This window comes from Staphylococcus sp. GW823-FHT05F06, assembly GCF_058795495.1.
The window spans coordinates 297,856-320,321 of sequence record NZ_JBXAHW010000001.1 but is presented as its reverse complement, the minus strand read 5'-3'; the positions used below and the strand labels follow the sequence as shown (position 1 = coordinate 320,321).

At 33.4% G+C, this 22,466-nt stretch carries 19 protein-coding genes and 1 pseudogene; 15 read left to right on the top strand and 5 right to left on the bottom strand.

Going from position 1 to position 22,466, the window contains the following annotated elements; genetic code table 11:
• Positions 1-376: 376 nt before the first annotated feature.
• Complete coding sequence (locus AC1Q7N_RS01480; protein ID WP_001830132.1) at positions 377-1,303, bottom strand: lysophosphatidylglycerol phospholipase D; 927 nt, start codon at positions 1,301-1,303, stop codon at positions 377-379.
• A gap of 220 nt (positions 1,304-1,523) precedes the next feature.
• Here AC1Q7N_RS01480 and AC1Q7N_RS01475 point away from each other — a divergent pair, with 220 nt between their 5' ends.
• Entirely contained in the window at positions 1,524-1,775 is a 252-nt protein-coding gene (locus AC1Q7N_RS01475; protein WP_002439362.1) for a DUF2129 domain-containing protein, read from the top strand.
• Positions 1,776-1,784: 9 nt separating this feature from the next.
• Here the strand turns inward: AC1Q7N_RS01475 and AC1Q7N_RS01470 are convergent, their stop codons facing one another.
• On the bottom strand, positions 1,785-2,174 hold the full coding sequence (locus AC1Q7N_RS01470; RefSeq protein WP_001830114.1) for a DUF7147 family protein: 390 nt from the start codon (positions 2,172-2,174) through the stop codon (positions 1,785-1,787).
• A 66-nt stretch (positions 2,175-2,240) separates the two neighbouring features.
• On the opposite strand from AC1Q7N_RS01470, the gene rsmD reads away from it, so the two are divergent.
• Positions 2,241-2,783 carry a 16S rRNA (guanine(966)-N(2))-methyltransferase RsmD gene (gene rsmD / locus AC1Q7N_RS01465; RefSeq protein ID WP_001830140.1) on the top strand — a complete coding sequence of 181 codons (543 nt, stop codon included), beginning with the start codon at positions 2,241-2,243 and terminating at the stop codon, positions 2,781-2,783.
• Between the two features lies 1 nt (position 2,784).
• Entirely contained in the window at positions 2,785-3,270 is a 486-nt protein-coding gene (gene coaD / locus AC1Q7N_RS01460) for a pantetheine-phosphate adenylyltransferase (RefSeq protein WP_001830072.1), read from the top strand.
• Positions 3,271-3,673: 403 nt separating this feature from the next.
• Here the strand turns inward: coaD and AC1Q7N_RS01455 are convergent, their stop codons facing one another.
• Positions 3,674-4,807, bottom strand: a complete 1,134-nt coding sequence (locus AC1Q7N_RS01455; protein WP_001830136.1) for a nucleotidyltransferase — start codon at positions 4,805-4,807, stop codon at positions 3,674-3,676.
• A gap of 126 nt (positions 4,808-4,933) precedes the next feature.
• Here AC1Q7N_RS01455 and AC1Q7N_RS01450 point away from each other — a divergent pair, with 126 nt between their 5' ends.
• Complete coding sequence (locus AC1Q7N_RS01450) at positions 4,934-5,488, top strand: YceD family protein (protein WP_001830128.1); 555 nt, start codon at positions 4,934-4,936, stop codon at positions 5,486-5,488.
• A gap of 77 nt (positions 5,489-5,565) precedes the next feature.
• Positions 5,566-5,739, top strand: coding sequence for a 50S ribosomal protein L32 (rpmF, locus tag AC1Q7N_RS01445; protein WP_001830121.1), 174 nt, complete (start codon positions 5,566-5,568; stop codon positions 5,737-5,739).
• A gap of 479 nt (positions 5,740-6,218) precedes the next feature.
• Here rpmF and AC1Q7N_RS01440 read toward each other — a convergent pair.
• Positions 6,219-8,704, bottom strand: a pseudogene (locus tag AC1Q7N_RS01440) (YSIRK-type signal peptide-containing protein).
• 338 nt (positions 8,705-9,042) lie between these two features.
• On the opposite strand from AC1Q7N_RS01440, the gene AC1Q7N_RS01435 reads away from it, so the two are divergent.
• The 3 genes from AC1Q7N_RS01435 to pheT all read left to right on the top strand — a co-directional run bounded on the left by AC1Q7N_RS01435 (position 9,043) and on the right by pheT (position 13,611).
• Positions 9,043-9,783 carry a TrmH family RNA methyltransferase gene (locus tag AC1Q7N_RS01435; RefSeq protein ID WP_049388461.1) on the top strand — a complete coding sequence of 247 codons (741 nt, stop codon included), beginning with the start codon at positions 9,043-9,045 and terminating at the stop codon, positions 9,781-9,783.
• Positions 9,784-10,150: 367 nt separating this feature from the next.
• Positions 10,151-11,209 carry a phenylalanine--tRNA ligase subunit alpha gene (pheS, locus tag AC1Q7N_RS01430; protein WP_145376267.1) on the top strand — a complete coding sequence of 353 codons (1,059 nt, stop codon included), beginning with the start codon at positions 10,151-10,153 and terminating at the stop codon, positions 11,207-11,209.
• The gene (gene pheT, locus AC1Q7N_RS01425; RefSeq protein ID WP_002456601.1) at positions 11,209-13,611 is read left to right on the top strand and encodes a phenylalanine--tRNA ligase subunit beta; all 2,403 of its coding nucleotides are present in this window, start codon (positions 11,209-11,211) and stop codon (positions 13,609-13,611) included. Before pheS ends, pheT begins: the two co-directional genes overlap by 1 nt.
• A gap of 51 nt (positions 13,612-13,662) precedes the next feature.
• On the opposite strand, the gene rnhC is transcribed toward pheT, so the two are convergent.
• Positions 13,663-14,589 (bottom strand): ribonuclease HIII, encoded by a 927-nt coding sequence (gene rnhC, locus AC1Q7N_RS01420; protein WP_001830144.1) that lies wholly within the window; start codon positions 14,587-14,589, stop codon positions 13,663-13,665.
• A gap of 253 nt (positions 14,590-14,842) precedes the next feature.
• Here rnhC and zapA point away from each other — a divergent pair, with 253 nt between their 5' ends.
• From zapA to AC1Q7N_RS01385, 7 genes are all read left to right on the top strand, one after another.
• Entirely contained in the window at positions 14,843-15,109 is a 267-nt protein-coding gene (zapA, locus tag AC1Q7N_RS01415) for a cell division protein ZapA (protein ID WP_001830081.1), read from the top strand.
• Positions 15,110-15,631 (top strand): CvpA family protein, encoded by a 522-nt coding sequence (locus AC1Q7N_RS01410; protein WP_002439383.1) that lies wholly within the window; start codon positions 15,110-15,112, stop codon positions 15,629-15,631.
• 74 nt (positions 15,632-15,705) lie between these two features.
• A complete protein-coding gene (gene polX / locus AC1Q7N_RS01405) occupies positions 15,706-17,415 on the top strand; it encodes a DNA polymerase/3'-5' exonuclease PolX (protein ID WP_002456232.1) in 1,710 nt (569 codons plus the stop codon).
• A 9-nt stretch (positions 17,416-17,424) separates the two neighbouring features.
• Positions 17,425-19,773, top strand: coding sequence for an endonuclease MutS2 (locus AC1Q7N_RS01400; RefSeq protein WP_002439388.1), 2,349 nt, complete (start codon positions 17,425-17,427; stop codon positions 19,771-19,773).
• Positions 19,774-20,031: 258 nt separating this feature from the next.
• A complete protein-coding gene (gene trxA / locus AC1Q7N_RS01395) occupies positions 20,032-20,346 on the top strand; it encodes a thioredoxin (RefSeq protein WP_001830148.1) in 315 nt (104 codons plus the stop codon).
• 97 nt (positions 20,347-20,443) lie between these two features.
• Complete coding sequence (uvrC, locus tag AC1Q7N_RS01390; protein ID WP_186311558.1) at positions 20,444-22,228, top strand: excinuclease ABC subunit UvrC; 1,785 nt, start codon at positions 20,444-20,446, stop codon at positions 22,226-22,228.
• A gap of 31 nt (positions 22,229-22,259) precedes the next feature.
• The gene (locus AC1Q7N_RS01385; RefSeq protein WP_002494433.1) at positions 22,260-22,454 is read left to right on the top strand and encodes a hypothetical protein; all 195 of its coding nucleotides are present in this window, start codon (positions 22,260-22,262) and stop codon (positions 22,452-22,454) included.
• Positions 22,455-22,466 lie beyond the last annotated feature (12 nt).

Sequence of the window (22,466 nt, the reverse complement as noted above, 5' to 3'; positions counted from 1 at the left end):
GAAATGAAATGGATTAATAAATTATTTCACACCTCTTTTTATCCATTATATTTTTTGAAAGGGTAAGTCTACTGTATATACATTCTATAAAACAAAATGTTAGATTCGCACTCTATCAAAGTCATTTCTATCTTTAACGATGATTATTTATAAAAATATATTTATACCGTGCAAACTATATACAAAGTTAAATAATGATATCATAAATATCGCATTATTTAGTCAAAGATAAATTAATGTTATAAGACTAAAAATGAATGTACTTTCACTTCAGAAACGCGCGGATAATACGTTAAATACCTAGGACAAGTTGGATGTCCTAGGTATTTTTAGTTAAATTAATCATAAGTAATCATTACGAAACTTATATTTCAATTTATTTTAAAGTTTCTTTAAATTGTTGACCTAAATCTGGGCGATCTGTAACTAAAGTATGAACACCTTTATGATATAAATCTGTCATTAAATCTATACTATTCACACCATAGTAACCGGGTACAATATTATTTAAGTTAAGCCATTGAATGAAACGCTTAGAAGTTAATGAAATTCCTTTATATGCAACTGGCATTTGGAATGTGTCTGCTTGTGGTTTAAATGTGTGACCTAACATGCCGTTAAATTTAATAAAACCTTCAGCAACTTCGCCTTCACTAGCACCGATAGCAATGTCAGCTTGGTTATACTCAGTGAAACGTTGAATTTGTTTTTTATGGAAGCTTGTAACGAGCACTCGATGTTGCGCCCCATGTTTGATGATATTATCGTAAATCACTTTTGGTGCGATACGACCTTCATATGTGTCTGGCGCATCTTTTAAATCCACATTGATATACATATTAGGGTACAATTCAAGCAGTTCCTCGAATGATAAAATCTTAGCTTTATCGTGCCCGCGATAAGGTGTTTGATTATTGATGTCAGTAAAATGATATCCCGCATCTAATCGTTTTAGTTCAGCTAGAGTATGTTCACTCACTTTACCTGAACCATTAGTTGTACGGTCGACAAGTGCATCGTGAAAAACAATGAGTTGTTCATCTTTAGTTAGTCGTACATCTGTTTCAAAGCCATCCAATCCATATTCAACAGCATTATCAAATGCCAACTGTGTTTGCTCTGGTCGCATTGCCATGCCACCTCTATGTGCAAATATGTAAGGTGCTTGTCCTGAGAAGAAAGGTGGAATAGATTTTAATTGTTGCGGTGATTTATTTTTATTTTTTAAAAAGTAAAATAGACTGCTTATAATACCGGCTGTTGCCAACGTACCATTAATAAACCATTTTTTTGAATGAGCCATAATCGAATCCTCCTAGTGATAGTTAGAGTGTGTGTACCCCAACATTATTGTTGGGTACGATGGTTATGATTCCTTTTACTCATTATCATTTTAAGATAGATAAGTTTAAAGTCATAGAGTTTCAATATAACTTTTATCATTTAGGTTAATCCTTAGTCATTTCATTACTTATAAAGTCATGATATGATAACAAATGTATAAATAATGGAGTGAGTAAGAAATGAATATAATTCCTAGAACGAGTTTAATTATTTATTTAAAACATATGAAACATGAGCGACAAATTAGAAAATATGGACACATCGTGCACTCAAACCGTCAACGAAAATATGTTGTGATGTATATAAATGAAGCAGATGCTGACAATATTGTTCATAAACTTATGCAACTCAAGTACGTTCACGACATTCAAGGTTCCCCATATAAATATTTGAAAAAAACATATGAAAAAGAAAAACATGAAATACAATAGAGTATCAATTTATTGCAAAGGTGGTATCCATCTTTGAAGACGCAAAACACTGATAAGGTAGTTAAAATATAATTCTAAGTCTGGATATACATCAGGAGGTTGTACGTCGATACCTACAACTGGTATGTCATAATTTTCTGCAGCTGAATTAATCATATTGAATTTTTTGTTGCCCTCTGGATAGGGATATTTTAAGGCATTTGTCATGATATACATAGCCTGGAAATGTTTTTCAGCAGTAGGGTTCATTATTATTGCAACGGACGATAATTGTTTCTCAGAATGAGGTGTATGGAAATACACAATACGATTGATTCGCTTATGATTATATTCTATAAGAGTTGTAAATTCGAATAAATCGGTTAAACCTTCACCAATTTTAATAAATGATTGTTTCATAAATAAATCAAACTCCTTTATCTTCAAATTATATTAAATAAATGAATGAAATGGAAGTGTGAGTCAATGCGTGTAATTGCGGGTAAGCATAAAAGTAAAGCGCTAGAAAGTTTAGAGGGGCGAAATACTCGTCCAACTATGGATAAAGTTAAAGAAGGTATTTTTAATAGTTTATATGATGTTTCTGGTTTAGGATTAGACTTATTTGCCGGTAGTGGTGCACTTGGCATTGAAGCATTATCCCGTGGTATGGATAAAATGATTTTTGTAGATCAAAATTTTAAAGCGGTCAAGGTTATAAAAGCTAATCTTAATCAATTAGATTTAATGTCACAAGCTGAAGTCTATAAAAATAATGCTGACAGAGCACTTAAAGCACTTGCTAAACGAGAAATACAATTCGATGTTATCTTTTTAGACCCACCTTATAATAAAGGGCTTATAAATGAGGCGATTTCTCGTATAGCAGAGTTTAACTTATTAAAAGAAAATGGTATTATCGTTTGTGAGTTTAGTCATAATGAAGAAATAACAATTGCGCCATTTCAAATGATTAAGCGTTATCATTATGGTTTGACAGATACTTTGTTACTTGAAAAAGGAGAATAATATGAGTAAGACAAGAGCAGTTATTCCCGGTAGTTTTGATCCAATTACATATGGTCACTTAGATATCATTGAAAGAAGCGCCGACCGCTTTGATGAAATCCATGTTTGTGTACTAAAAAATAGTAGTAAAGGTGGAACGTTTGACTCAGAAGAACGCATGACGTTGATTGAAGAGTCGGTTAAACATTTGCCTAATATACAAGTGCATCATTTTAATGGATTGCTTGTTGATTTTTGTGATCAAGTAGGTGCAAAGACAATTATTCGAGGTTTAAGAGCTGTAAGTGACTTTGAATATGAACTACGACTTACTTCTATGAACAAAAAGTTAAATAGTAATATTGAAACAATGTACATGATGACAAGTGCAAACTATTCATTTATAAGTTCAAGTATTGTTAAAGAAGTAGCTGCATATCAAGCGGACATTTCACCTTTTGTACCACCTCATGTCGAAAGAGCATTAAAAAAGAAATTTAATGTCTAAGGCAACTGTACATATAGAGGTGTATAACAGTCATTTAGTTCTATATATGAAATAGGCTGCCACCTCTTAATCATCCAGTCAAAAAATCCCTCAATAGGGTATCTAATTGTAAGATACTCTATTGAGGGATTTTAGTCATAATGAACAACAAAATTACAATAAAGATGTTATAGTTTTTGTTCATAATGATTACAGCAAGATATAGATAATATGAAGCGATACACCCATAAGAGCAGAGTCTTTTATTATAAAGTTGATAGAAAGGTGACTCTTTATACGAAATATGACAAAAAAGTTCAGGTCAGTGAAAGAATAACGTTGACTACAATGGGATTAAACTACAATTTATGTTTTGTATCTAACACTATGATTGAGCTGTAAGATTTCGGGTCTTTTATAACATTTAAATGCGTACTAAAGGTGTGTTAAAGTCTGTCTGTGATTGATTACTTAATAGATTATATACATGAGTCGCTTTAATTTCATTTTTAAAATAGTGTGCAGTCTTTTGATTTACATTAGTAATGTAGTGACGATTTGGATAATTAGCTTTTAAATATTTTAAATATGAGCGTCCTTTTTCACTCATTCCTAAAACTCTAACAGCGTTAATTTCCTTGTTAACATCATCTTTTGTTATATTTAATAACACATTCATTAATACACGTTGAATATATGTCTGCGTATAACGTTTTGTTTTAAGGTTTGATAATAGAGACTCAAAGGAATCGCTTCGATGAATCATTGTTTGCAAGCGATTTTCAAACCCCTCATTTATTGTGTAAATAGAATGAAGGCTCTCTTTTGGTTGTGTAATTAATTGGTGTTTGATAAAAGGAAATGTATCCTCAACCGTAGTATGAGGTTTACAATATAAAGATTGTATTTGATTTGGGACCACATTTTTCCAGTCTACATTATCATTCATTAGCGAACGCCTAATAGATGTTCCACTTGCAAAATGATGGTGATCAATTACTTTTTGATGATGAAGTGAACCTTCTCTTTTAATAGTCAATGCTGACATGTGAGGCGCAAATTGCTGCATTGCTTTAAGGTAGCTTATTCCTAAAATATTGTTTGGAGATTGTAAAAGTGTGTCGTTATGTGTTAACTCACTTAAGATTCGTGGATAGCTTTTACCTTGTTTTAATTTCTCTTTAAAATCTGGATGTTTTTCATAGTCAATCATTTGTGTTGCAAGATATTGTAAATCTTTTAAGGATGCACTTTCACTGCCAAAAGATATAATATCTATATCGAGATACTGAGCTGTTTTAATAGCTATTTCCGCAAAGGTATCACTAGAAGATAGGCTACCTATCAATGGTAGCTCAACGACCAAATCTACAGCGGATAAAGCCATTTCAGTGCGTTTAAATTTATGGTAGATTGCTGGTTCTCCACGCATCACAAAATTGCCACTCATAATAGCAATAGTTACATTAGTTTCAGAGCGTTGTTTTGACAATGTAGCGTGAAATAAGTGCCCGTTATGAAAAGGATTATATTCAGTTATCAGTCCAACACTTTTCATTTGCATTTCTCCTTTTCAGTATTCATCATTAGTATTGTAACAGAACGAGGTATGTTAAGAAAAAATCTTGACAACTTTTGTTTAGAAAGTTAAAATAAATTTTGTGCTTGTTAGAGGTGAAGCCATATGAAATGGTCAATAACACAATTGAGAAAATATCAAGGTAAGCCATTTGAATTTAATCAAACGGTTAATTTTGAGCATTTAAGAGAATCATTAGATTTAATTGATCTTTCAGATATCAATGTTGAAGGACAGTTGACAGTCAAATCAAATGAAGTGATTGCAGACATGCATGTTACTGGAACTTACACGATGCCTTGTGCTCGTACTTTAGTACCAGTTGATGTGCCTCTTGATGTATCTACTTCAGAAGTATTTGATTTAGAAGGCTATGATGGTTATACCGATAGTGACGATCAAGAAGATGAGCATTATCATCTTGTAACTGACGGTATGATTAATATTAAAGACATTGCTGAAGAACTTGTAATTATTGAAAAACCTATGCGTGCTTATTCTGAACATAGTGATCAAATGTTAACAGAAGGCAATGGTTGGGAAGTCATTGATGAAGATCAATTGACTGAAGTTCAAAAAGAGCAAGATAGTGATTCTGAACAAAGAAAAGTTGATCCAAGGCTTCAAAAATTACAACAATTATACGATAAAGATCAATAGCAGTTGAATTAATGATATAATAGTTATTAATTGAGCTGACATTTTGAATTAAGTGTCTATTCTAAGGAGGATTAATCATGGCAGTACCAAAAAGAAGAACGTCTAAAACAAGAAAAAATAAACGCCGTACACATTTTAAAATTTCAGTACCTGGTATGACTGAATGCCCTAACTGTGGCGAATACAAATTATCTCACCGCGTATGTAAAAACTGTGGTTCATACAATGGTGAAGAAGTAGTTTCTAAATAATAGAACACAAGAAATAAATCCAACAATCTCATGTGAGGTTGTTGGATTTTTTGTTTTGAACTAGAGTAGCTAGAATAATTTTTTTATAGGAATTTAGTGCAATAATAAAGTATTTATCTTGTCTTACCAATACAATGCATGCCTATATTTTAGGAATCTCTTTTTTGAGTATATATAATAAAATTAAGCTAATTTAAATGTGTCTCTTAAAATTTATAGAAATTTAGTTAATTTTGAAGCAGAATATTGATTTATGTGTGACCGAATGTAAAAAATATTTAACAATTGAATAGAGCAATTTAATACTTTATATTATGAATAATCAACCTTGTCACCGAGCATGTTCTCGTTTTGTCTTATTCAGTTTATTCGTCTTTTGTAGTTATTCAATATTTAATATTGTGATAAATTAATTTTTAAGAAATTAAAAAATCGAGTAAATCACAATATCGATTTACTCGTTTTAAAGATGTTAAGTATTATTTAGATTCTTTTCTTTGTCGTCTTAGTAATAAAAGTGAAGATATTAAAGCGATAGAACCAAATACTGTAGTTGTATAATCATATTCATTACTTAGTCCTGTTTCAGGTAATTCAGTATCATTTTTAACATCTGTTTTTGTTTCATCATCATTAGTATTTACTTTAGCATCTTTATCTGTACCGCCTGTATTACCTTGTTCAGCATTTTGGTTATTTTGTTCAGTATTGCCTTGTTGCGTATTTTGATCACCAGTGGCACCTTGAGTACCAGTAGCAGTCTGATCTGGATTAGGTTTTACTTGAGTACCTTGACCTGTATGATCCCCGTCTTGACCATTAGTTGGTGTATTATTTTGATCTGGATTAGGGGTTGCTTCAGTATCTTGATTTGGAGCAGATCCAGGTTTTTAACCGTAGCACCTAACTGACCACTTTGATTAGGATTAGAACCCTCTTGCCCAGTATTACCTTGTTCAGCATTTTGATTGTTTTGTTCAGTATTTCCTTGTTGTGTATTTTGATTATCAGTACCAGCTGGAGTACCAGTTGTCGTTTGATCGTTATTAGGTTTTACTTGAGTACCTTGACCTGTTTGATTCGCGTCTTGCCCAGTAGTTGGGTTATTATTTTGATCTGGATTAGGTTTTACCTCAGTATCTTGATTTGGAGCAGATCCAGGTTTAACCGTAGCACCTAACTGACCACTTTGATTAGGATTAGAACCCTCTTGCCCAGTATTACCTTGTTCAGCATTTTGGTTATTTTGTTCAGTATTACCTTGTTCAGCATTTTGATCACCAGTGGCACCTTGAGTACCAGTAGCAGTCTGATCTGTATTAGGTTTAACTTCAGCGTCTTGGTTAGGTGTAGTACCAGGTTTAACCGTAGCACCGGCTTGATCAGTTGTACCAGGTGCTGATGGTTCAGCATTTTGGTTATTTTGTTCAGTATTACCTTGTTCAGCATTTTGATTACCAGTGGCACCTTGAGTACCAGTTGCCGTTTGATCGTTATTAGGTTTTACTTGAGTACCTTGACCTGTTTGATTCCCGTCTTGACCATTAGTTGGTGTATTATTTTGATCTGTATTAGGTTTAACTTCAGCGTCTTGATTAGGTGTAGTACTAGGTTTAACTTCAGCGTCTTGATTAGGTGTAGTACTAGGTTTAACCGTAGCACCGGCTTGATCAGTTGTTCCAGGTGCTGATGGTTGAGCATTTTGGTTATTTTGTTCAGTATTGCCTTGTTGCGTATTTTGATTATCAGTACCAGCTGGAGTACCAGTAGCAGTCTGATCTGTATTAGGTTTTACTTGTGTGTCTTGATTAGTATTCCCAGGTGCAGTTGTACCAGGTTCAGTGGCAGTTGGATTGTTTTCTTCAGGTTTCGGAGACACTTCTCCAGGTTTACTAGCTCCGTTAATCTCTTCATTACCTTGTCCTGGTGTTACTGTTGCATTAGGTTGTCCAGTTTGTTCTCCATTAGTATTTGGCGTACCAGTCGCAGCTGGGTCATTATTAGGTTTTAATTGAGTACCATCATTAGGCGTGTTCTCAGTATTACCTGTTTGACCACTTGGTTTTTGATTTCCAGTTTCATTAGTTGTTGCTGTAGTACCTTGGTTACTTGTAGGTTTAATTTGTGTACCTTGATCGTCTGCTTTGTTTGGCTCACCGGTAGGCGTAGAATCACCGGATGGTTTTACTTGTCCAGCTTGTGTTGCTGTAGTACCTCCTGTTTGCGGTGAAGGTTGAGCGTGATTTTCATCAGCATTATTAGGCGCTGGCGCAGTTTCTGCACTGGCACCTTCAGGTTTCGTTGCAGCAGGCTTACCACCAGCTTGCTCACCAGTAGTTACAGCAGGTTGGCCTTCTGTATTATGAGTACCAGCATCAGCTTGAGGTGTATCATGACCTTGGCTAGAAGCATCATTACCAGGTTGGGCTACTGAAGTACCTTGAGGTCCATTGGATTGCGCGGCATCTTGACCAGTTGTTGACGTAGCTGGTTTACCACCATTTTGTTCCCCATTAGTACCTGCTGAAGTTACTGCAGTATCTTGATTATGACTTTCACCACCGGCTTGTGGTGTGTTCTCAGCGCCAGGAGTACCAGCCCCAACTTGAGGTGCATTATTTTCTTGATTAGCCGGATGTGTTACTGCAGCATTTTGGTCACCAGCATGATTTTCATTTGGTGCATCTTGACCTGTAACACCAGGTTGACTTGCTGTATTGTGCGTATCCGCGCCTGCTTGTGGTCCTTCTTGTCCTTGATCTGCTCTAGCAGGCTGTCCACCTGTATCAACTGTACCAGTTGTTACTCTTTCGAATTCTTCAGCCTGTTCAGCATGAGCTTGTGTTTGTCCGAAAAATAAGAATGATCCTACGATAATCGAAGCAGTGCCAACTGTGAATTTTCTAATTGCGTAATGATTTTTTCTAGTAGGAAAATCTTTTGAAAATTTACTAGATTTTTTCATAATGTAATCTCTCCTTTGAATGTAGTTGTCTCAGTTGCGTTTGAGATTTTTTAAACTAGATTGAAATAAATCTATCTGAGTTTGTATTCAATGTCAATATATTAACATATTTTTCTAACTTCGAACAACTATATAAAATAATTATTGAATATTTTTTCTGTTTTCAAAACAATAATCATACGTTTTAAAATTAAAATCGCTGAAATAAAAGAAATACAAATTTGATTGTTTTTCAAAGGATATATCAATTTTAAAGAATACATCATTATTGACTTTGAAAATGATACATATTCACTTACAATGGAATTATAAACTTTTGAAGATGGAGACATATTTTAATGGAACAAATTACTTCTGCTCAAAATAGTAAAATAAAAAATGCGAATAAATTAAAAAAGAAACGTGAGAGGGATAAAACGGGTCTTGCTTTAGTAGAGGGGATTCATCTCATAGAAGAAGCTTATCAAAGTCAAATTGAAGTAATACAATTGTTTATCGTTGATACCGATAGAATGTCATCTTCAATAATTGATTATGCGAAAGAAGTGTATCAAATTAATCTAAAAGTTGCTGAAGCACTTTCTGGAACTGTTACACCTCAAGGTTTCTTTGCCATTATAAAAAAACCAACCTATGATAAGACACTAGCCAAACAAGTATTATTAATTGACCGTATTCAAGATCCTGGTAATCTAGGAACTTTAATTAGGACAGCTGATGCTGCTGGATTAGATTTGATAGTTATGGAGAAGGGGACGGCTGACCCTTTTCAAGATAAGGTGATCCGTGCTAGTCAAGGAAGCATTTTTCATATACCAGTCATTTTTGATGACATCAACAATTATATTCATCAATTTAATGGTCCAGTGTATGGTACGGCACTTGAAAACGCAGTGAGCTTCAATGATATTGAAGCACAAGCCAATTTTGTGCTTATATTAGGTAATGAAGGAGAAGGTGTTAACTCAGATTTACTAAAAGAAACAACGCAAAATCTCACTATTCCTATTTATGGCAAAGCCGAAAGTTTAAATGTTGCTATTGCTGGAAGTATCTTAATGTATCAGCTGAAAGGTTGACCTTTGATGTTATCATCGACTATAATAATGAATGAAATTTCAAAATTACTATCGCTTTAACATATTAATAATAACCTATAAAAAGACATAAATTATTTAGAAAGTTGAAAAGGGAGAATGATCGAGACTGAAAGTCATTCCAACTTGTAATAATTTTTTCATCTTTTTGGTAACTTAAAGAAATTTAAGTCGGAATAGTCATTCCGTTATCAATAGATTTACAAGTGTATGCGCATGCATAAATTTGGGTGGTACCACGGAAAGCTTTCGTCCCTTTTGAACAGGGGATGAAAGCTTTTTTGTTATTAACAAGTGGCGGTATTGATTTGTAAATAATTGAAGGGACTATATAAGGAGGAATTCAGTCATGACTCAAAATGATCTAATGTCTGAGTTGAAGCAACAAGCTTTAGTGGATATAAACGAAGCAAAAGATGCGCAAGCGTTACAAGAAGTAAAAGTGAAATATTTAGGTAAAAAAGGTTCTGTTAGCGGCTTAATGAAAAATATGAAAGATTTGCCTAATGAAGACAAACCTGCGTATGGTCAAAAGGTAAATGAATTAAGACAAACTATTCAAAGTGAATTAGATGAAAGACAAAAGCTAATCAAAGAAGAGAAATTAAATCAACAGCTTTCTGAAGAAACAATTGATGTCACATTGCCAAGTCGTCATATTGAAATTGGATCAAAACATCCTTTAACACGTACAGTTGAAGAGATTGAAGACTTGTTCTTAGGGTTAGGTTATGAAATTGTTGATGGTTATGAAGTTGAACAAGATTACTATAATTTTGAAGCTTTAAACTTACCTAAATCGCATCCAGCACGTGATATGCAAGATAGCTTTTATATCACAGAAGAAATTTTAATGCGTACACATACTTCACCAGTACAAGCACGTACTATGGAAAAACGTAAAGGAAAAGGACCAGTCAAAATTATTTGTCCCGGTAAAGTTTATCGACGTGACTCAGATGATGCAACACATAGCCACCAATTTACACAAATTGAAGGTTTAGTAGTTGATAAAGATATTAAAATGAGCGATTTAAAAGGGACTTTAGAGTTAGTTGCAAAAAAATTATTCGGTGCAGATCGTGAGATTCGTTTACGCCCAAGTTATTTCCCGTTTACTGAACCATCAGTTGAAGTAGATGTATCATGTTTCAAATGTAAAGGACAGGGTTGTAATGTTTGTAAACATACAGGTTGGATTGAAATTTTAGGAGCGGGCATGGTTCACCCGAATGTATTAGAAATGGCCGGATTCGATTCTAAGGAATATTCTGGCTTCGCATTTGGTATGGGACCAGATCGAATTGCAATGTTAAAGTATGGTATTGAAGATATTCGTCACTTTTATACCAATGATGTCCGTTTCTTAGATCAATTTAAAGCTGTAGAAGATAGAGGTGAACAATAATGTTAATTTCAAATGAATGGCTAAAAGATTATGTGAATGTTGACCAGTCAGTTCAAGCGTTAGCAGAGAGAATTACAAGAACTGGAATTGAAGTCGATGATATTATTGACTATACAAAAGATATTAAAAAATTAGTAGTTGGACATGTCTTGTCGAAGACGCCACATCCAGATGCTGATAAATTAAATATTTGTCAAGTAGACTTAGGTGAAGAAGAACCAGTTCAAATTGTTTGTGGTGCACCAAATGTAGATGAAGGGCAACACGTGATTGTTGCTAAAGTTGGTGGTCGTTTACCTGGTGGAATTAAAATTAAACGTGCCAAATTACGTGGCGAACGCTCTGAAGGTATGATTTGCTCATTACAAGAAATAGGTATTTCAAGTCATGTAACTCCTAAAAATTATGAGTCAGGTATATATGTATTTCCAGAAGCAGTTAAACCTGGAACAGATGCGTTAGAAGCAATATATCTTAATGACCAAGTGATGGAATTTGATTTAACACCTAATCGTGCTGATGCATTAAGCATGGTAGGTACTGCGTATGAAGTCACAGCTTTATATCAAACTAAAATGAATAAACCTCAGTTAACAAGCAATGAAAGTCAAGAATCTGCTAAAGATGAACTAACAATAGAAGTTAAAAATGAAGATAAAGTACCTTACTATAGTACACGTGTTGTTCATGACGTGACTATTGGTCCTTCTCCAGTATGGATGCAGTTCCGATTAATTAAAGCGGGAATACGTCCAATTAATAATGTGGTAGATATTTCAAATTATGTACTTTTAGAATATGGCCAACCTCTACACATGTTTGATCAAGAACAAATTGGTTCGCAATCTATAGAAGTTAGACAAGCTAAAAAAGATGAGACAATGAGAACTTTAGATGGTGAAGAACGTCGATTGTTAGATACTGATATTGTCATTACAAATGGCAAAGACCCTATTGCATTAGGAGGTGTTATGGGAGGGGATTTCTCTGAAGTCACTGAACAAACACGACATGTTGTAGTAGAAGGGGCTATCTTTGATCCTGTATCTATTCGACATACATCACGCCGTTTAAATTTAAGAAGCGAATCATCGAGTCGATTTGAAAAGGGGATTGCAACTGAATTTGTCGATGAAGCTGTAGATAGAGCTTGTTATTTACTTGAAAGATATGCTTCAGGAACAGTTTTAAAAGACCGAGTTTCGCATGGAGATTTAGGATCATTTGTGACCCCAATAGAAATCACTGCTGACAAAGTTAACCGTACAATTGGTTTTAATTTAACTGATGAAGAAATCATTGATATTTTTGAGCAATTAGGATTTGACACTGAAAATAAAAATGGTGAAATTACCGTGAATGTTCCATCAAGACGTAAAGACATTTCTATTAAAGAAGACTTAATAGAAGAAGTAGCACGTATATATGGATACGATGACATACCATCAACGCTACCTGTATTTAAAGATGTTACAAGTGGAGAACTAACAGATCGACAGTTTAAAACGCGTACTGTTAAAGAAACGCTTGAGGGCGCTGGGCTAGACCAAGCTATTACTTATTCATTGGTATCAAAAAATCATGCTACCGATTTTGCACTACAAAATCGTCCTACAATTGAATTACTTATGCCTATGAGTGAAGCACATTCCACATTACGTCAAAGTTTATTACCGCATTTAATTGATGCAGTATCATACAATGTTGCTCGTAAAAATACAAATGTTAAGTTATATGAAATCGGACGTGTCTTCTTTGGTAACGGTGAAGGTGAGTTACCAGATGAAGTAGAATATTTGAGTGGTATATTAACTGGAGACTTTGTAAATAACACTTGGCAAAGTAAGAAAGAGTCAGTTGATTTCTATTTAACTAAGGGTGTTGTTGAACGTATTGCTGAAAAGCTTAATCTTCAATTCGATTTTAGAGCTGGTCAAATAGATGGGTTACATCCAGGAAGAACAGCAATTGTGTCACTTAATGGTAAAGATATTGGTTTCATAGGTGAGCTACACCCTACGTTAGCTGCAAACAATGATTTAAAGCGTACGTATGTATTTGAACTTAATTATGATGCAATGATGGAAGTTTCTGTGGGATATATTAATTATGAGCCTATACCTAGATTTCCAGGTGTAACACGTGATATTGCATTAGAAGTTAATCATGAAGTTACTTCATCTGAATTGTTATCCATTATTCATGAGAATGGTGAAGATATTTTAAATGATACACTCGTATTTGACGTATACGAAGGTGAACATTTAGAAAAAGGGAAAAAATCTATTGCAATTAGACTTAGTTATCTAGATACAGAAAACACACTTACCGATGAACGTGTAAATGCTGTGCATGATAAAATTTTAGAAGCACTTAAAAAGCATGGTGCAATTATTAGATAATTAACATAAAGGACTTACGCATTAGTAATAAATACTAGTGCGTAAGTCCTTTTATTTATTGTATTTTTGATTCATTAGATGAATTGCCTTATCTCTGTTTTTAAAATGTTTTTTTGAAATAGTATCAAGTTGTTGAATATCATATTTTTGAATGACTTTAGCGGCAATTAAATCTACTTTGTTACTTGCTCCTTTTGGTATTTCCATATGGAGTTTTTTAGAGATGTGGTCCATGTGTTTAACAAATGCATAACGAGAAATAATGCTTGCTGCCGCGATTGCTAGTGATTTAGATTCACCTTTTGTTTCAAATTTTGTTTTGTCAGGAAAAGGTAATGCTGATAATGCATAATGTTGATAAACTTCTCGCTTTGCAAATTGATCAATAACAATATAATCCAGTTGATCTTGCTCAATTTTTTGAAGCACATTTTTGATAGCTTCATTATGTAAGACAGCTTTCATTTTAACTTGAGACCATCCTATACTTTGTCGTTCGTTATACTTAACATTATCTAATGTTAATAAAGAATGCGGGATAAAGGTAATGAGCTGTTCTGCAAGATCGACGATTTTAGTATCGTTTAGTTTTTTTGAATCATCTACACCAAGTTCTTTTAAGATTTTGATATGTGATTGGCTCACATAAGCTGCACATACAGTCAATGGACCAAAATAGTCGCCACTGCCTGCTTCATCGCTTCCAATACAATGAAAACGATTATATTGAATACTAGTTGTATTTGATGATGTATGTTTGCCAGTTGTTGATTGTTTATCTGGTAGCAATTGACTCGCAAGTTGATCAGCATTCTTACCTTGAAACATTACTTTGCCAGAACTATAGATGTTGATAACAGTATTTTGATATCTCGTACGAGCTTTCATACCTTGAGGTAACTTCGTCGTCTCAAAAGTAGTTTGAGCCATCAATGATTGAATTTCTTTTGACGTGAGTTTGTATACGACATTTCCCATTAATTGAATCCTCTCTTTTTTTGTACTCTTTTATATTTTATCAAATTTTAATATTGAATATAGTCTTAAATGATTTTGTTGAATATGTCATCTGTATTATCTTTTAATAACAGACGTTTACATCGGTATTTACACTCATGTATAATATTTGATGATAAGTAAAAATATGTAAAATACTACAATTTAATAAATTGGAATTTGAAAAAATTGCTTAAGTTAAAATCATTTTAATCCAAGGTCAGGAGAAATTAGTATGGGTGAATTTAAAAATAGAATAAATGTTACGATTAATGATCAACATTTCACAATCATTGGCGAAGATAGCCCTGAACATATTCGTTATGTAGCACATCTTGTTGATGAAAAAATGCAAGAATTAGGTCAAAAATCAGCAGGTTTAGATACAACTCGAAAAGCGATTTTAACATCTGTGAATATTATGCATGAGAAAGTTATATTAGAAGAAGAGAACAGACGATTACAACAAGAAATAAATCAATTAAAACAAAGAGATGAATAAATGCTCATTGATATAGTTGTTCTTCTTATTATTTGTTACTTTATAGTGATAGGGTTTCGTAGAGGTATTTGGTTATCGATATTGCACTTTGCTTCTTCAATTGTATCTTTATATATTGCGTCACAACATTATCAATCGATTGCGCAACGTTTAGTTGTATTTGTGCCATTTCCGAAAACGGTGGCGTTTGATATGGTCTATACTATACCTTATGATCATTTGCAATACAGATTTGAAAAAGTGATAGCATTTATTATAATATTTGGTATGTGTAAGCTTATTTTGTATCTAGTTGTTGTTACATTTGATAATATAATAACGTATAAAAAGATACATTTAGTAAGTCGGATATCGAGTGTCGTTTTGAGTATCATAGCGGTTTTTATATATTTACAAATTGGACTTTATTTATTATCGCTATATCCACATTCATTTATACAGTACCAATTATCTCAATCGCTATTAAGTCGAGTTGTGATTGAACAAATTCCTTATTTATCACAATTTATTTTAAATTTATAAAGTAATGACATGAGGTCAGGACAAGTTCGAACGTTAATGTTATGTCCTGGTCTTCTTTTTATGGAGTGATATTGATGACAAAAAAAGATGTAATTCAATTATTAGAAAAAATAGCTATATATATGGAGCTAAAAGGAGAAAATACATTTAAAATTTCAGCGTATAGAAAAGCCGCACAAAGTTTAGAGGTTGATGAGCGTACATTAGAAGAGATTGATGATGTAACAGAACTTAAAGGCATTGGAAAAGGCGTAGGAGAAGTTATTAATGAATTTAAAACACAAGGTCAATCATCGACCCTTCAAGCACTTCAAGATGAAGTGCCTGAAGGGTTAGTGACACTTTTGAAAATACAAGGATTAGGCAGTAAAAAAATAGCAAAACTATATCATGAACTTCAAATTACAGATAAAGAAACACTTCAAAAAGCCTGTGAAGAAGGTAAGGTTAGTGCTTTAAAAGGTTTTGCAAAAAAGACAGAGCAAAACATTTTAGAAGCAGTGAAGTCGATAGGTGCTAAAAAAGATCGTTATCCTATAGAGCTAATGAGAGGACTCAACCAAGAAATTGTAAAATTTATTGAACAGTTAGAAGGAGTTGAACAATATTCAACTGCTGGTAGTTTTCGAAGATATAAGGAAATGAGTAAAGATTTAGATTTCATTATTAGTACATCGGAGCCTAAAAAAGTTCAACAACAATTACTTCGTATTCCAAATAAAGTCAAAGATGTTGCTGTTGGGGATACTAAAATTTCTCTGGAATTAGCTTATGATGATGAGACGATTGGCGTTGATTTTAGATTGATAGAACCTGCTGCCTTTTACCATACCTTACAACACTTCACCGGTTCGAAGGATCATAATATTAGAATAAGACAATTAGCAAAAGCACGCGACGAAAAGGTTAGTGAGTATGGTATCGAACAACAAGATGGTAAGCTATTACAATTACAAAGTGAAGAAGCGATCTATCATCATTTTGGTGTAGATTGGATTGCGCCTGCCATGCGTGAAGATGGTAGTGAGTTTGATAAAGATCTGAGTCAAATCATTCAATTAGATGATATCAATGGAGATTTGCATATGCACACAACATATAGTGATGGTGCCTTTTCGATTAAAGAAATGATTGAGGCAAATATTGAAAAAGGTTATGAATTTATGGTCATTACAGATCACTCACAAAGTTTAAAAGTAGCTCATGGATTACAAGTCGACCGTCTGCTAAGACAAAATGAAGAAATAAAGCAATTAAATGAAGAATATAAAGAAATAGACATATATTCAGGAACGGAAATGGACATTTTACCTGATGGAACATTAGATTACGATGATGAAGTTTTGGCACAGCTTGATTATGTTATCGCAGCTATTCATCAAAACTTTAATCAATCTGAAGACGAAATCATGAAACGTTTAGAAACAGCATGTAGAAATCCATATGTGCGTCACATTGCTCATCCAACCGGTCGTATTATTGGACGTAGAAAAGGTTATAAAGCTAATATTGAAAAGTTAATGAATTTAGCCGAAGAAACAAATACAATTTTAGAGATTAACGCAAATCCGTATCGTTTAGATTTAAATGCAGAAATCGTTCGTAAATATCCAAAGGTTAAGTTGACAATTAATACGGATGCTCATCATACAAATCATCTTGATTTCATGAAATATGGTGTTGCTACTGCACAAAAAGGATTTGTCAATAAAGAGAGGGTCATTAATACAATGACGAAGGAAGCCTTTCGCTCATTTGTTGAAACGAATAAATATAAGAAATAGAGGGATTGCATGAGACAAAAAACATTAGATGTCTTGGAATTTGAAAAGATTAAATCATTTGTGGCTGATGAAACTATAAGTGATTTAGGTCGTGAAAAAGTACAAGAGATGGCTCCCGCTAGTAATTTCGATACAGTAGAATTTCAAATGAATGAAACAGATGAAATTTCACAAATCTATAACAAGCATCGATTACCAAGCTTAAGTGGTCTAGCAAAAGTGTCTCCACTTGTTCATAGGGCTAGCATAGGAGGCGTTTTAAATGTGGGAGAATTAAACAGAATTAAACGCCTAGTTCAAGTGCAAAATCAATTTAAAACATTTTACAATCAAATGCTAGAGGAAGATGAAGAGGTTAAGTATCCTATACTGCATGATAAAATGAATCATCTACCGATACTTACAGATTTATTTAAAGAAATTAATGAAAAATGTGATGCACACGATTTATTTGACCATGCGAGTTATACTTTACAAAGTATTAGAAGTAAAATTTCAAGAACAAATCAACGGATTCGTCAAAATTTAGATAGAATAGTGAAAAATCAAGGGAATCAAAAAAAACTATCTGATGCAATTGTAACAGTAAGAAATGATCGCAATGTTATTCCGGTGAAAGCTGAATATAGACAAGATTTCAATGGTATTGTTCATGACCAATCGGCATCAGGACAAACACTATATATTGAACCGAATTCTGTTGTAGAGATGAATAATCAAATTAGTCGTTTGCGTAATGATGAAGCAGTTGAACGTGAACGTATATTGACTGAATTGACGGGATTAGTTTCGGCGGAATCTGATGCATTACTCGTTGCTGAATCGGTCATGGGTCAAATCGATTTTTTAATTGCTAAAGCTCGTTATGCGCGCACTATAAAAGGAACAAAACCTACATTTAAAGAGGATCGAACGATATATTTACCCAATGCATTTCACCCTTTATTAGACAAAGATACTGTTGTAGCAAATACAATTGAATTTATTGACGATGTAGAAACTGTCATTATTACTGGACCAAACACGGGTGGTAAGACTGTCACTTTAAAAACGCTAGGTTTGATAATTGTCATGGCACAGTCAGGATTGTTAATTCCTACACTGGATGGAAGCCAATTAAGTATCTTTGAAAATGTGTATTGTGATATTGGAGATGAACAATCTATAGAACAATCATTATCAACGTTTTCATCTCACATGAAAAATATAGTGGAAATATTACAGGATGCAGATCAAAATAGTCTAATTTTATTTGATGAACTAGGCGCAGGTACAGATCCAAGTGAAGGTGCGGCACTCGCAATGAGTATCTTAGATTATGTACGTCGTTTAGGATCTTTAGTTATGGCGACAACACATTACCCTGAATTAAAAGCTTATAGTTATAATCGTGAAGGTGTCATGAATGCAAGTGTTGAATTTGACGTTGATACTCTGAGTCCGACTTATAAATTATTAATGGGTGTTCCAGGGCGATCTAATGCCTTCGATATTTCAAAAAAACTTGGTCTAAGTCTCAACATCATTAATAAAGCTAAGACAATGATAGGGACAGACGAGCAAGAAATCAATGCCATGATTGAATCATTAGAACACAATTCAAAACGTGTTGACCAACAACGAATAGAATTAGATAGACTTGTGAGAGAAGCACAGGAAACTCACGATGCCTTGTCTAAACAATATCAACAGTATCAAAATTATGAGAAATCTTTGATGGAGGAAGCTAAAGAAAAAGCCAATAAGCGTGTGAAATCTGCGACTAAAGAAGCGGACGAAATTCTTAAAGAACTTAGAAATCTAAGAGATCATAAGGGCGCTGAAGTAAAGGAACATGAATTAATTGATAAAAAGAAACAACTTGATGATCAATATGAGGCAAAATCAATTAAGCAACATGTTCAAAAGAAAAAGTATGATACGATTCATGCTGGAGATGAAGTGAAAGTTCTATCTTACGGTCAAAAAGGTGAAGTGCTTGAACTTGTAGGTAACGAAGAAGCAGTTGTACAAATGGGAATTATTAAAATGAAATTACCTATTGAAGATTTAGAAAAAACGAAAAAGAAAAAAGAAAAACCTACAAAAATGGTAACAAGACAAAATAGACAAACTATTAAAACAGAACTTGATTTAAGAGGATATCGTTACGAAGAAGCTTTAAATGAATTAGATCAATATCTTGATCAGGCGGTTTTAAGCAATTACGAACAAGTTTATATTATTCATGGTAAAGGTACGGGAGCACTTCAAAAAGGTGTTCAACAACATTTGAAAAAACATAAAAGCGTTAGACAATTTAGAGGAGGTATGCCTAGTGAAGGTGGATTTGGTGTCACTGTGGCAGAACTCAAGTAACCCTAAGATATGAGTAATGTGACTATATCTGAATAATTAAATGGACAATTTTATAGAACTCAGTATTAAAAATATTTAATAAAAAGTGCTTAATATCAAGTATAAAGTTTAAGAGAGGACAAGGGCGCACATTAGCCTAATAACTAGTGTATTAAGACGCTCTAAACTCGCTAAGTGTGTTAAGAGCATCTATAATGCAAAGGTGATTAATCTCTGTTATAATTTGTTCATCATTGAAAATTAAGGAGGATTGGCATTATGGCAATCGTAAAAGTAACTGATTCTGATTTTGATAGCAAAATTGAATCTGGTGTTAAATTAGTTGATTTCTGGGCGACTTGGTGTGGACCTTGTAAAATGATTGCACCAGTTTTAGAAGAACTAGCAGGAGACTATGATGGTAAAGCTGACATCTTAAAATTAGATGTTGACGAAAACCCATCAACTGCAGCGAAATATGAAGTAATGAGTATCCCAACTTTAATTGTATTTAAAGATGGCGAACCAGTTGATAAAGTTGTAGGTTTCCAACCTAAAGAAAACTTAGCAGAAGTATTAGATAAACATCTATAAGATTAACATAAATAAAGACTGGGGCATTACATTGAGTAATTGCTCCAGCTTTATTTTGTTTTCATTAATCAATTTGATAATGGAAAGGAGGAGCCCTTTGGAGGAATATCAAAAGAAAATTAAAGAAAAATTAAACGTAGTCCCTTTAGAGCCGGGTTGTTACTTAATGAAAGATAGAAATAATCAGGTTATATATGTGGGGAAGGCAAAGCGTTTAAGAAATCGTCTACGTTCTTATTTTACAGGCGCACATGATGCTAAAACAACCCGTTTGGTTGGAGAAATACGTAACTTTGAATTTATCGTGACATCAAGTGAGACAGAATCGCTACTGCTAGAGCTTAATCTTATAAAACAGTATCAACCCCGATATAATATTTTATTAAAAGATGATAAAAGTTACCCTTTTATTAAAATTACCAAAGAAAAGCATCCACGATTACTTGTTACTCGTACTGTAAAAAAGAATTCAGGCAAATACTTTGGTCCATACCCTAATGCATATTCTGCACAAGAAACAAAGAAATTACTTGATCGTATCTATCCATTTAGAAAATGCGATAATATGCCAGATAAGCTGTGTCTTTATTACCATATTGGACAATGCATGGGACCGTGTGTCTATGATGTTGATTTAGAGAAGTATGCTCAAATGACAAAAGAAATTACGGACTTTCTAAATGGGGAAGATAAAACAATTTTGCATCATTTAGAAGACCGCATGAATAAAGCGAGTGAACAGTTAGATTTTGAACAAGCAAAAGAATATAGAGATATGATTCAACACATTCACAATTTAACTAAAAAACAAAAGATTATGTCTTCAGATAATACAATTAGAGATGTTTTTGGTTATAGTGTTTCTAAAGGCTGGATGTGTGTTCAAGTCTTCTTCGTTAGACAAGGTAATATGATAAAACGTGATGCTACAATGATACCGTTACAACAAACAGAGGAAGAAGAATTTTATATTTTTATAGGTCAATTTTATAGTTTAAATCAGCATCTATTACCTAAGGAAGTTCATGTACCTAAAAATCTTGATAAAGACATCATTCAGTCAGTGGTAGATACTAAGATTGTTCAACCAGTACGAGGAGCTAAAAAAGACATGATTAATTTAGCGAATCACAATGCTGAAGTACAACTCGATAATAAATTTGAATTAATTGCTAGAGATGAGTCAAGAACAATCAAAGCAATTGAAGAATTAGGAGAGCGTATGGGTATCCAAACACCAATAAGAATTGAAGCTTTTGATAATTCAAATATTCAAGGTGTTGATCCAGTTTCAGCAATGGTTACATTTGTAGATGGCAAACCTCATAAAAAAGATTATCGAAAATATAAGATTAAAACAGTGGAAGGACCTGATGATTATAAATCTATGAGAGAGGTCGTTCGTAGACGCTATACACGTGTACTCAACGAGGGGCTACCTCTACCAGATTTAATAATAGTTGATGGTGGGAAAGGTCATATGAATGGTGTGATGGATGTACTCGAAAATGAGCTTGGGCTAGATATACCAGTTGCTGGTTTACAAAAAAATGATAAACACCAAACATCTGAACTACTTTATGGAGCAAGTGCTGAAATAGTACCTTTAAAAAAGAACAGTCAAGCATTTTATCTATTACACCGCATACAAGATGAGGTTCATCGATTTGCAATTACATTCCACCGACAAACACGTCAAAAAACAGGTCTGAAATCTGTTCTAGATGACATTGATGGTATTGGAACTAAGAGAAAAACTTCATTATTACGTACATTTGGATCGATTAAGAAAATGAAAGAAGCATCCTTTGATGAATTACGACAAGCAGGCTTGCCTGAAAAGGTTGCTAAAAACCTTCAAAACGCGTTACAAAACAAATAATTATTAAAAAGTGGGCATGAGAATCATTCTCATGCCCAAAAATTGTGAAATTAATGTTACAATGTACGTAACAAAAGCTAATTTTTTTAAAGTTGTATGGAAGCGTTTTCTAAATAAGAAGAGTTATCACTTCATGTTGATTGTCACAACTAATAGATTTCCAAAACTTTTAAACTTTCTGCTCAATGACTGGCTTTTTACTTTTTTAAGTCCTACTTGTGTATAGGTCGATATTAAT

Excerpts from the sequence above, each read along its gene's own strand:
- AC1Q7N_RS01480 (WP_001830132.1), bottom strand. The coding sequence starts at position 1,303 with ATGGCTCATTCAAAAAAATGGTTTATTAATGGTACGTTGGCAACAGCC.
- AC1Q7N_RS01475 (WP_002439362.1), top strand. The coding sequence starts at position 1,524 with ATGAATATAATTCCTAGAACGAGTTTAATTATTTATTTAAAACATATG.
- AC1Q7N_RS01470 (WP_001830114.1), bottom strand. The coding sequence starts at position 2,174 with ATGAAACAATCATTTATTAAAATTGGTGAAGGTTTAACCGATTTATTC.
- rsmD (WP_001830140.1), top strand. The coding sequence starts at position 2,241 with ATGCGTGTAATTGCGGGTAAGCATAAAAGTAAAGCGCTAGAAAGTTTA.
- coaD (WP_001830072.1), top strand. The coding sequence starts at position 2,785 with ATGAGTAAGACAAGAGCAGTTATTCCCGGTAGTTTTGATCCAATTACA.
- AC1Q7N_RS01455 (WP_001830136.1), bottom strand. The coding sequence starts at position 4,807 with ATGAAAAGTGTTGGACTGATAACTGAATATAATCCTTTTCATAACGGG.
- AC1Q7N_RS01450 (WP_001830128.1), top strand. The coding sequence starts at position 4,934 with ATGAAATGGTCAATAACACAATTGAGAAAATATCAAGGTAAGCCATTT.
- rpmF (WP_001830121.1), top strand. The coding sequence starts at position 5,566 with ATGGCAGTACCAAAAAGAAGAACGTCTAAAACAAGAAAAAATAAACGC.
- AC1Q7N_RS01435 (WP_049388461.1), top strand. The coding sequence starts at position 9,043 with ATGGAACAAATTACTTCTGCTCAAAATAGTAAAATAAAAAATGCGAAT.
- pheS (WP_145376267.1), top strand. The coding sequence starts at position 10,151 with ATGACTCAAAATGATCTAATGTCTGAGTTGAAGCAACAAGCTTTAGTG.
- pheT (WP_002456601.1), top strand. The coding sequence starts at position 11,209 with ATGTTAATTTCAAATGAATGGCTAAAAGATTATGTGAATGTTGACCAG.
- rnhC (WP_001830144.1), bottom strand. The coding sequence starts at position 14,589 with ATGGGAAATGTCGTATACAAACTCACGTCAAAAGAAATTCAATCATTG.
- zapA (WP_001830081.1), top strand. The coding sequence starts at position 14,843 with ATGGGTGAATTTAAAAATAGAATAAATGTTACGATTAATGATCAACAT.
- AC1Q7N_RS01410 (WP_002439383.1), top strand. The coding sequence starts at position 15,110 with ATGCTCATTGATATAGTTGTTCTTCTTATTATTTGTTACTTTATAGTG.
- polX (WP_002456232.1), top strand. The coding sequence starts at position 15,706 with ATGACAAAAAAAGATGTAATTCAATTATTAGAAAAAATAGCTATATAT.
- AC1Q7N_RS01400 (WP_002439388.1), top strand. The coding sequence starts at position 17,425 with ATGAGACAAAAAACATTAGATGTCTTGGAATTTGAAAAGATTAAATCA.
- trxA (WP_001830148.1), top strand. The coding sequence starts at position 20,032 with ATGGCAATCGTAAAAGTAACTGATTCTGATTTTGATAGCAAAATTGAA.
- AC1Q7N_RS01385 (WP_002494433.1), top strand. The coding sequence starts at position 22,260 with ATGCCCAAAAATTGTGAAATTAATGTTACAATGTACGTAACAAAAGCT.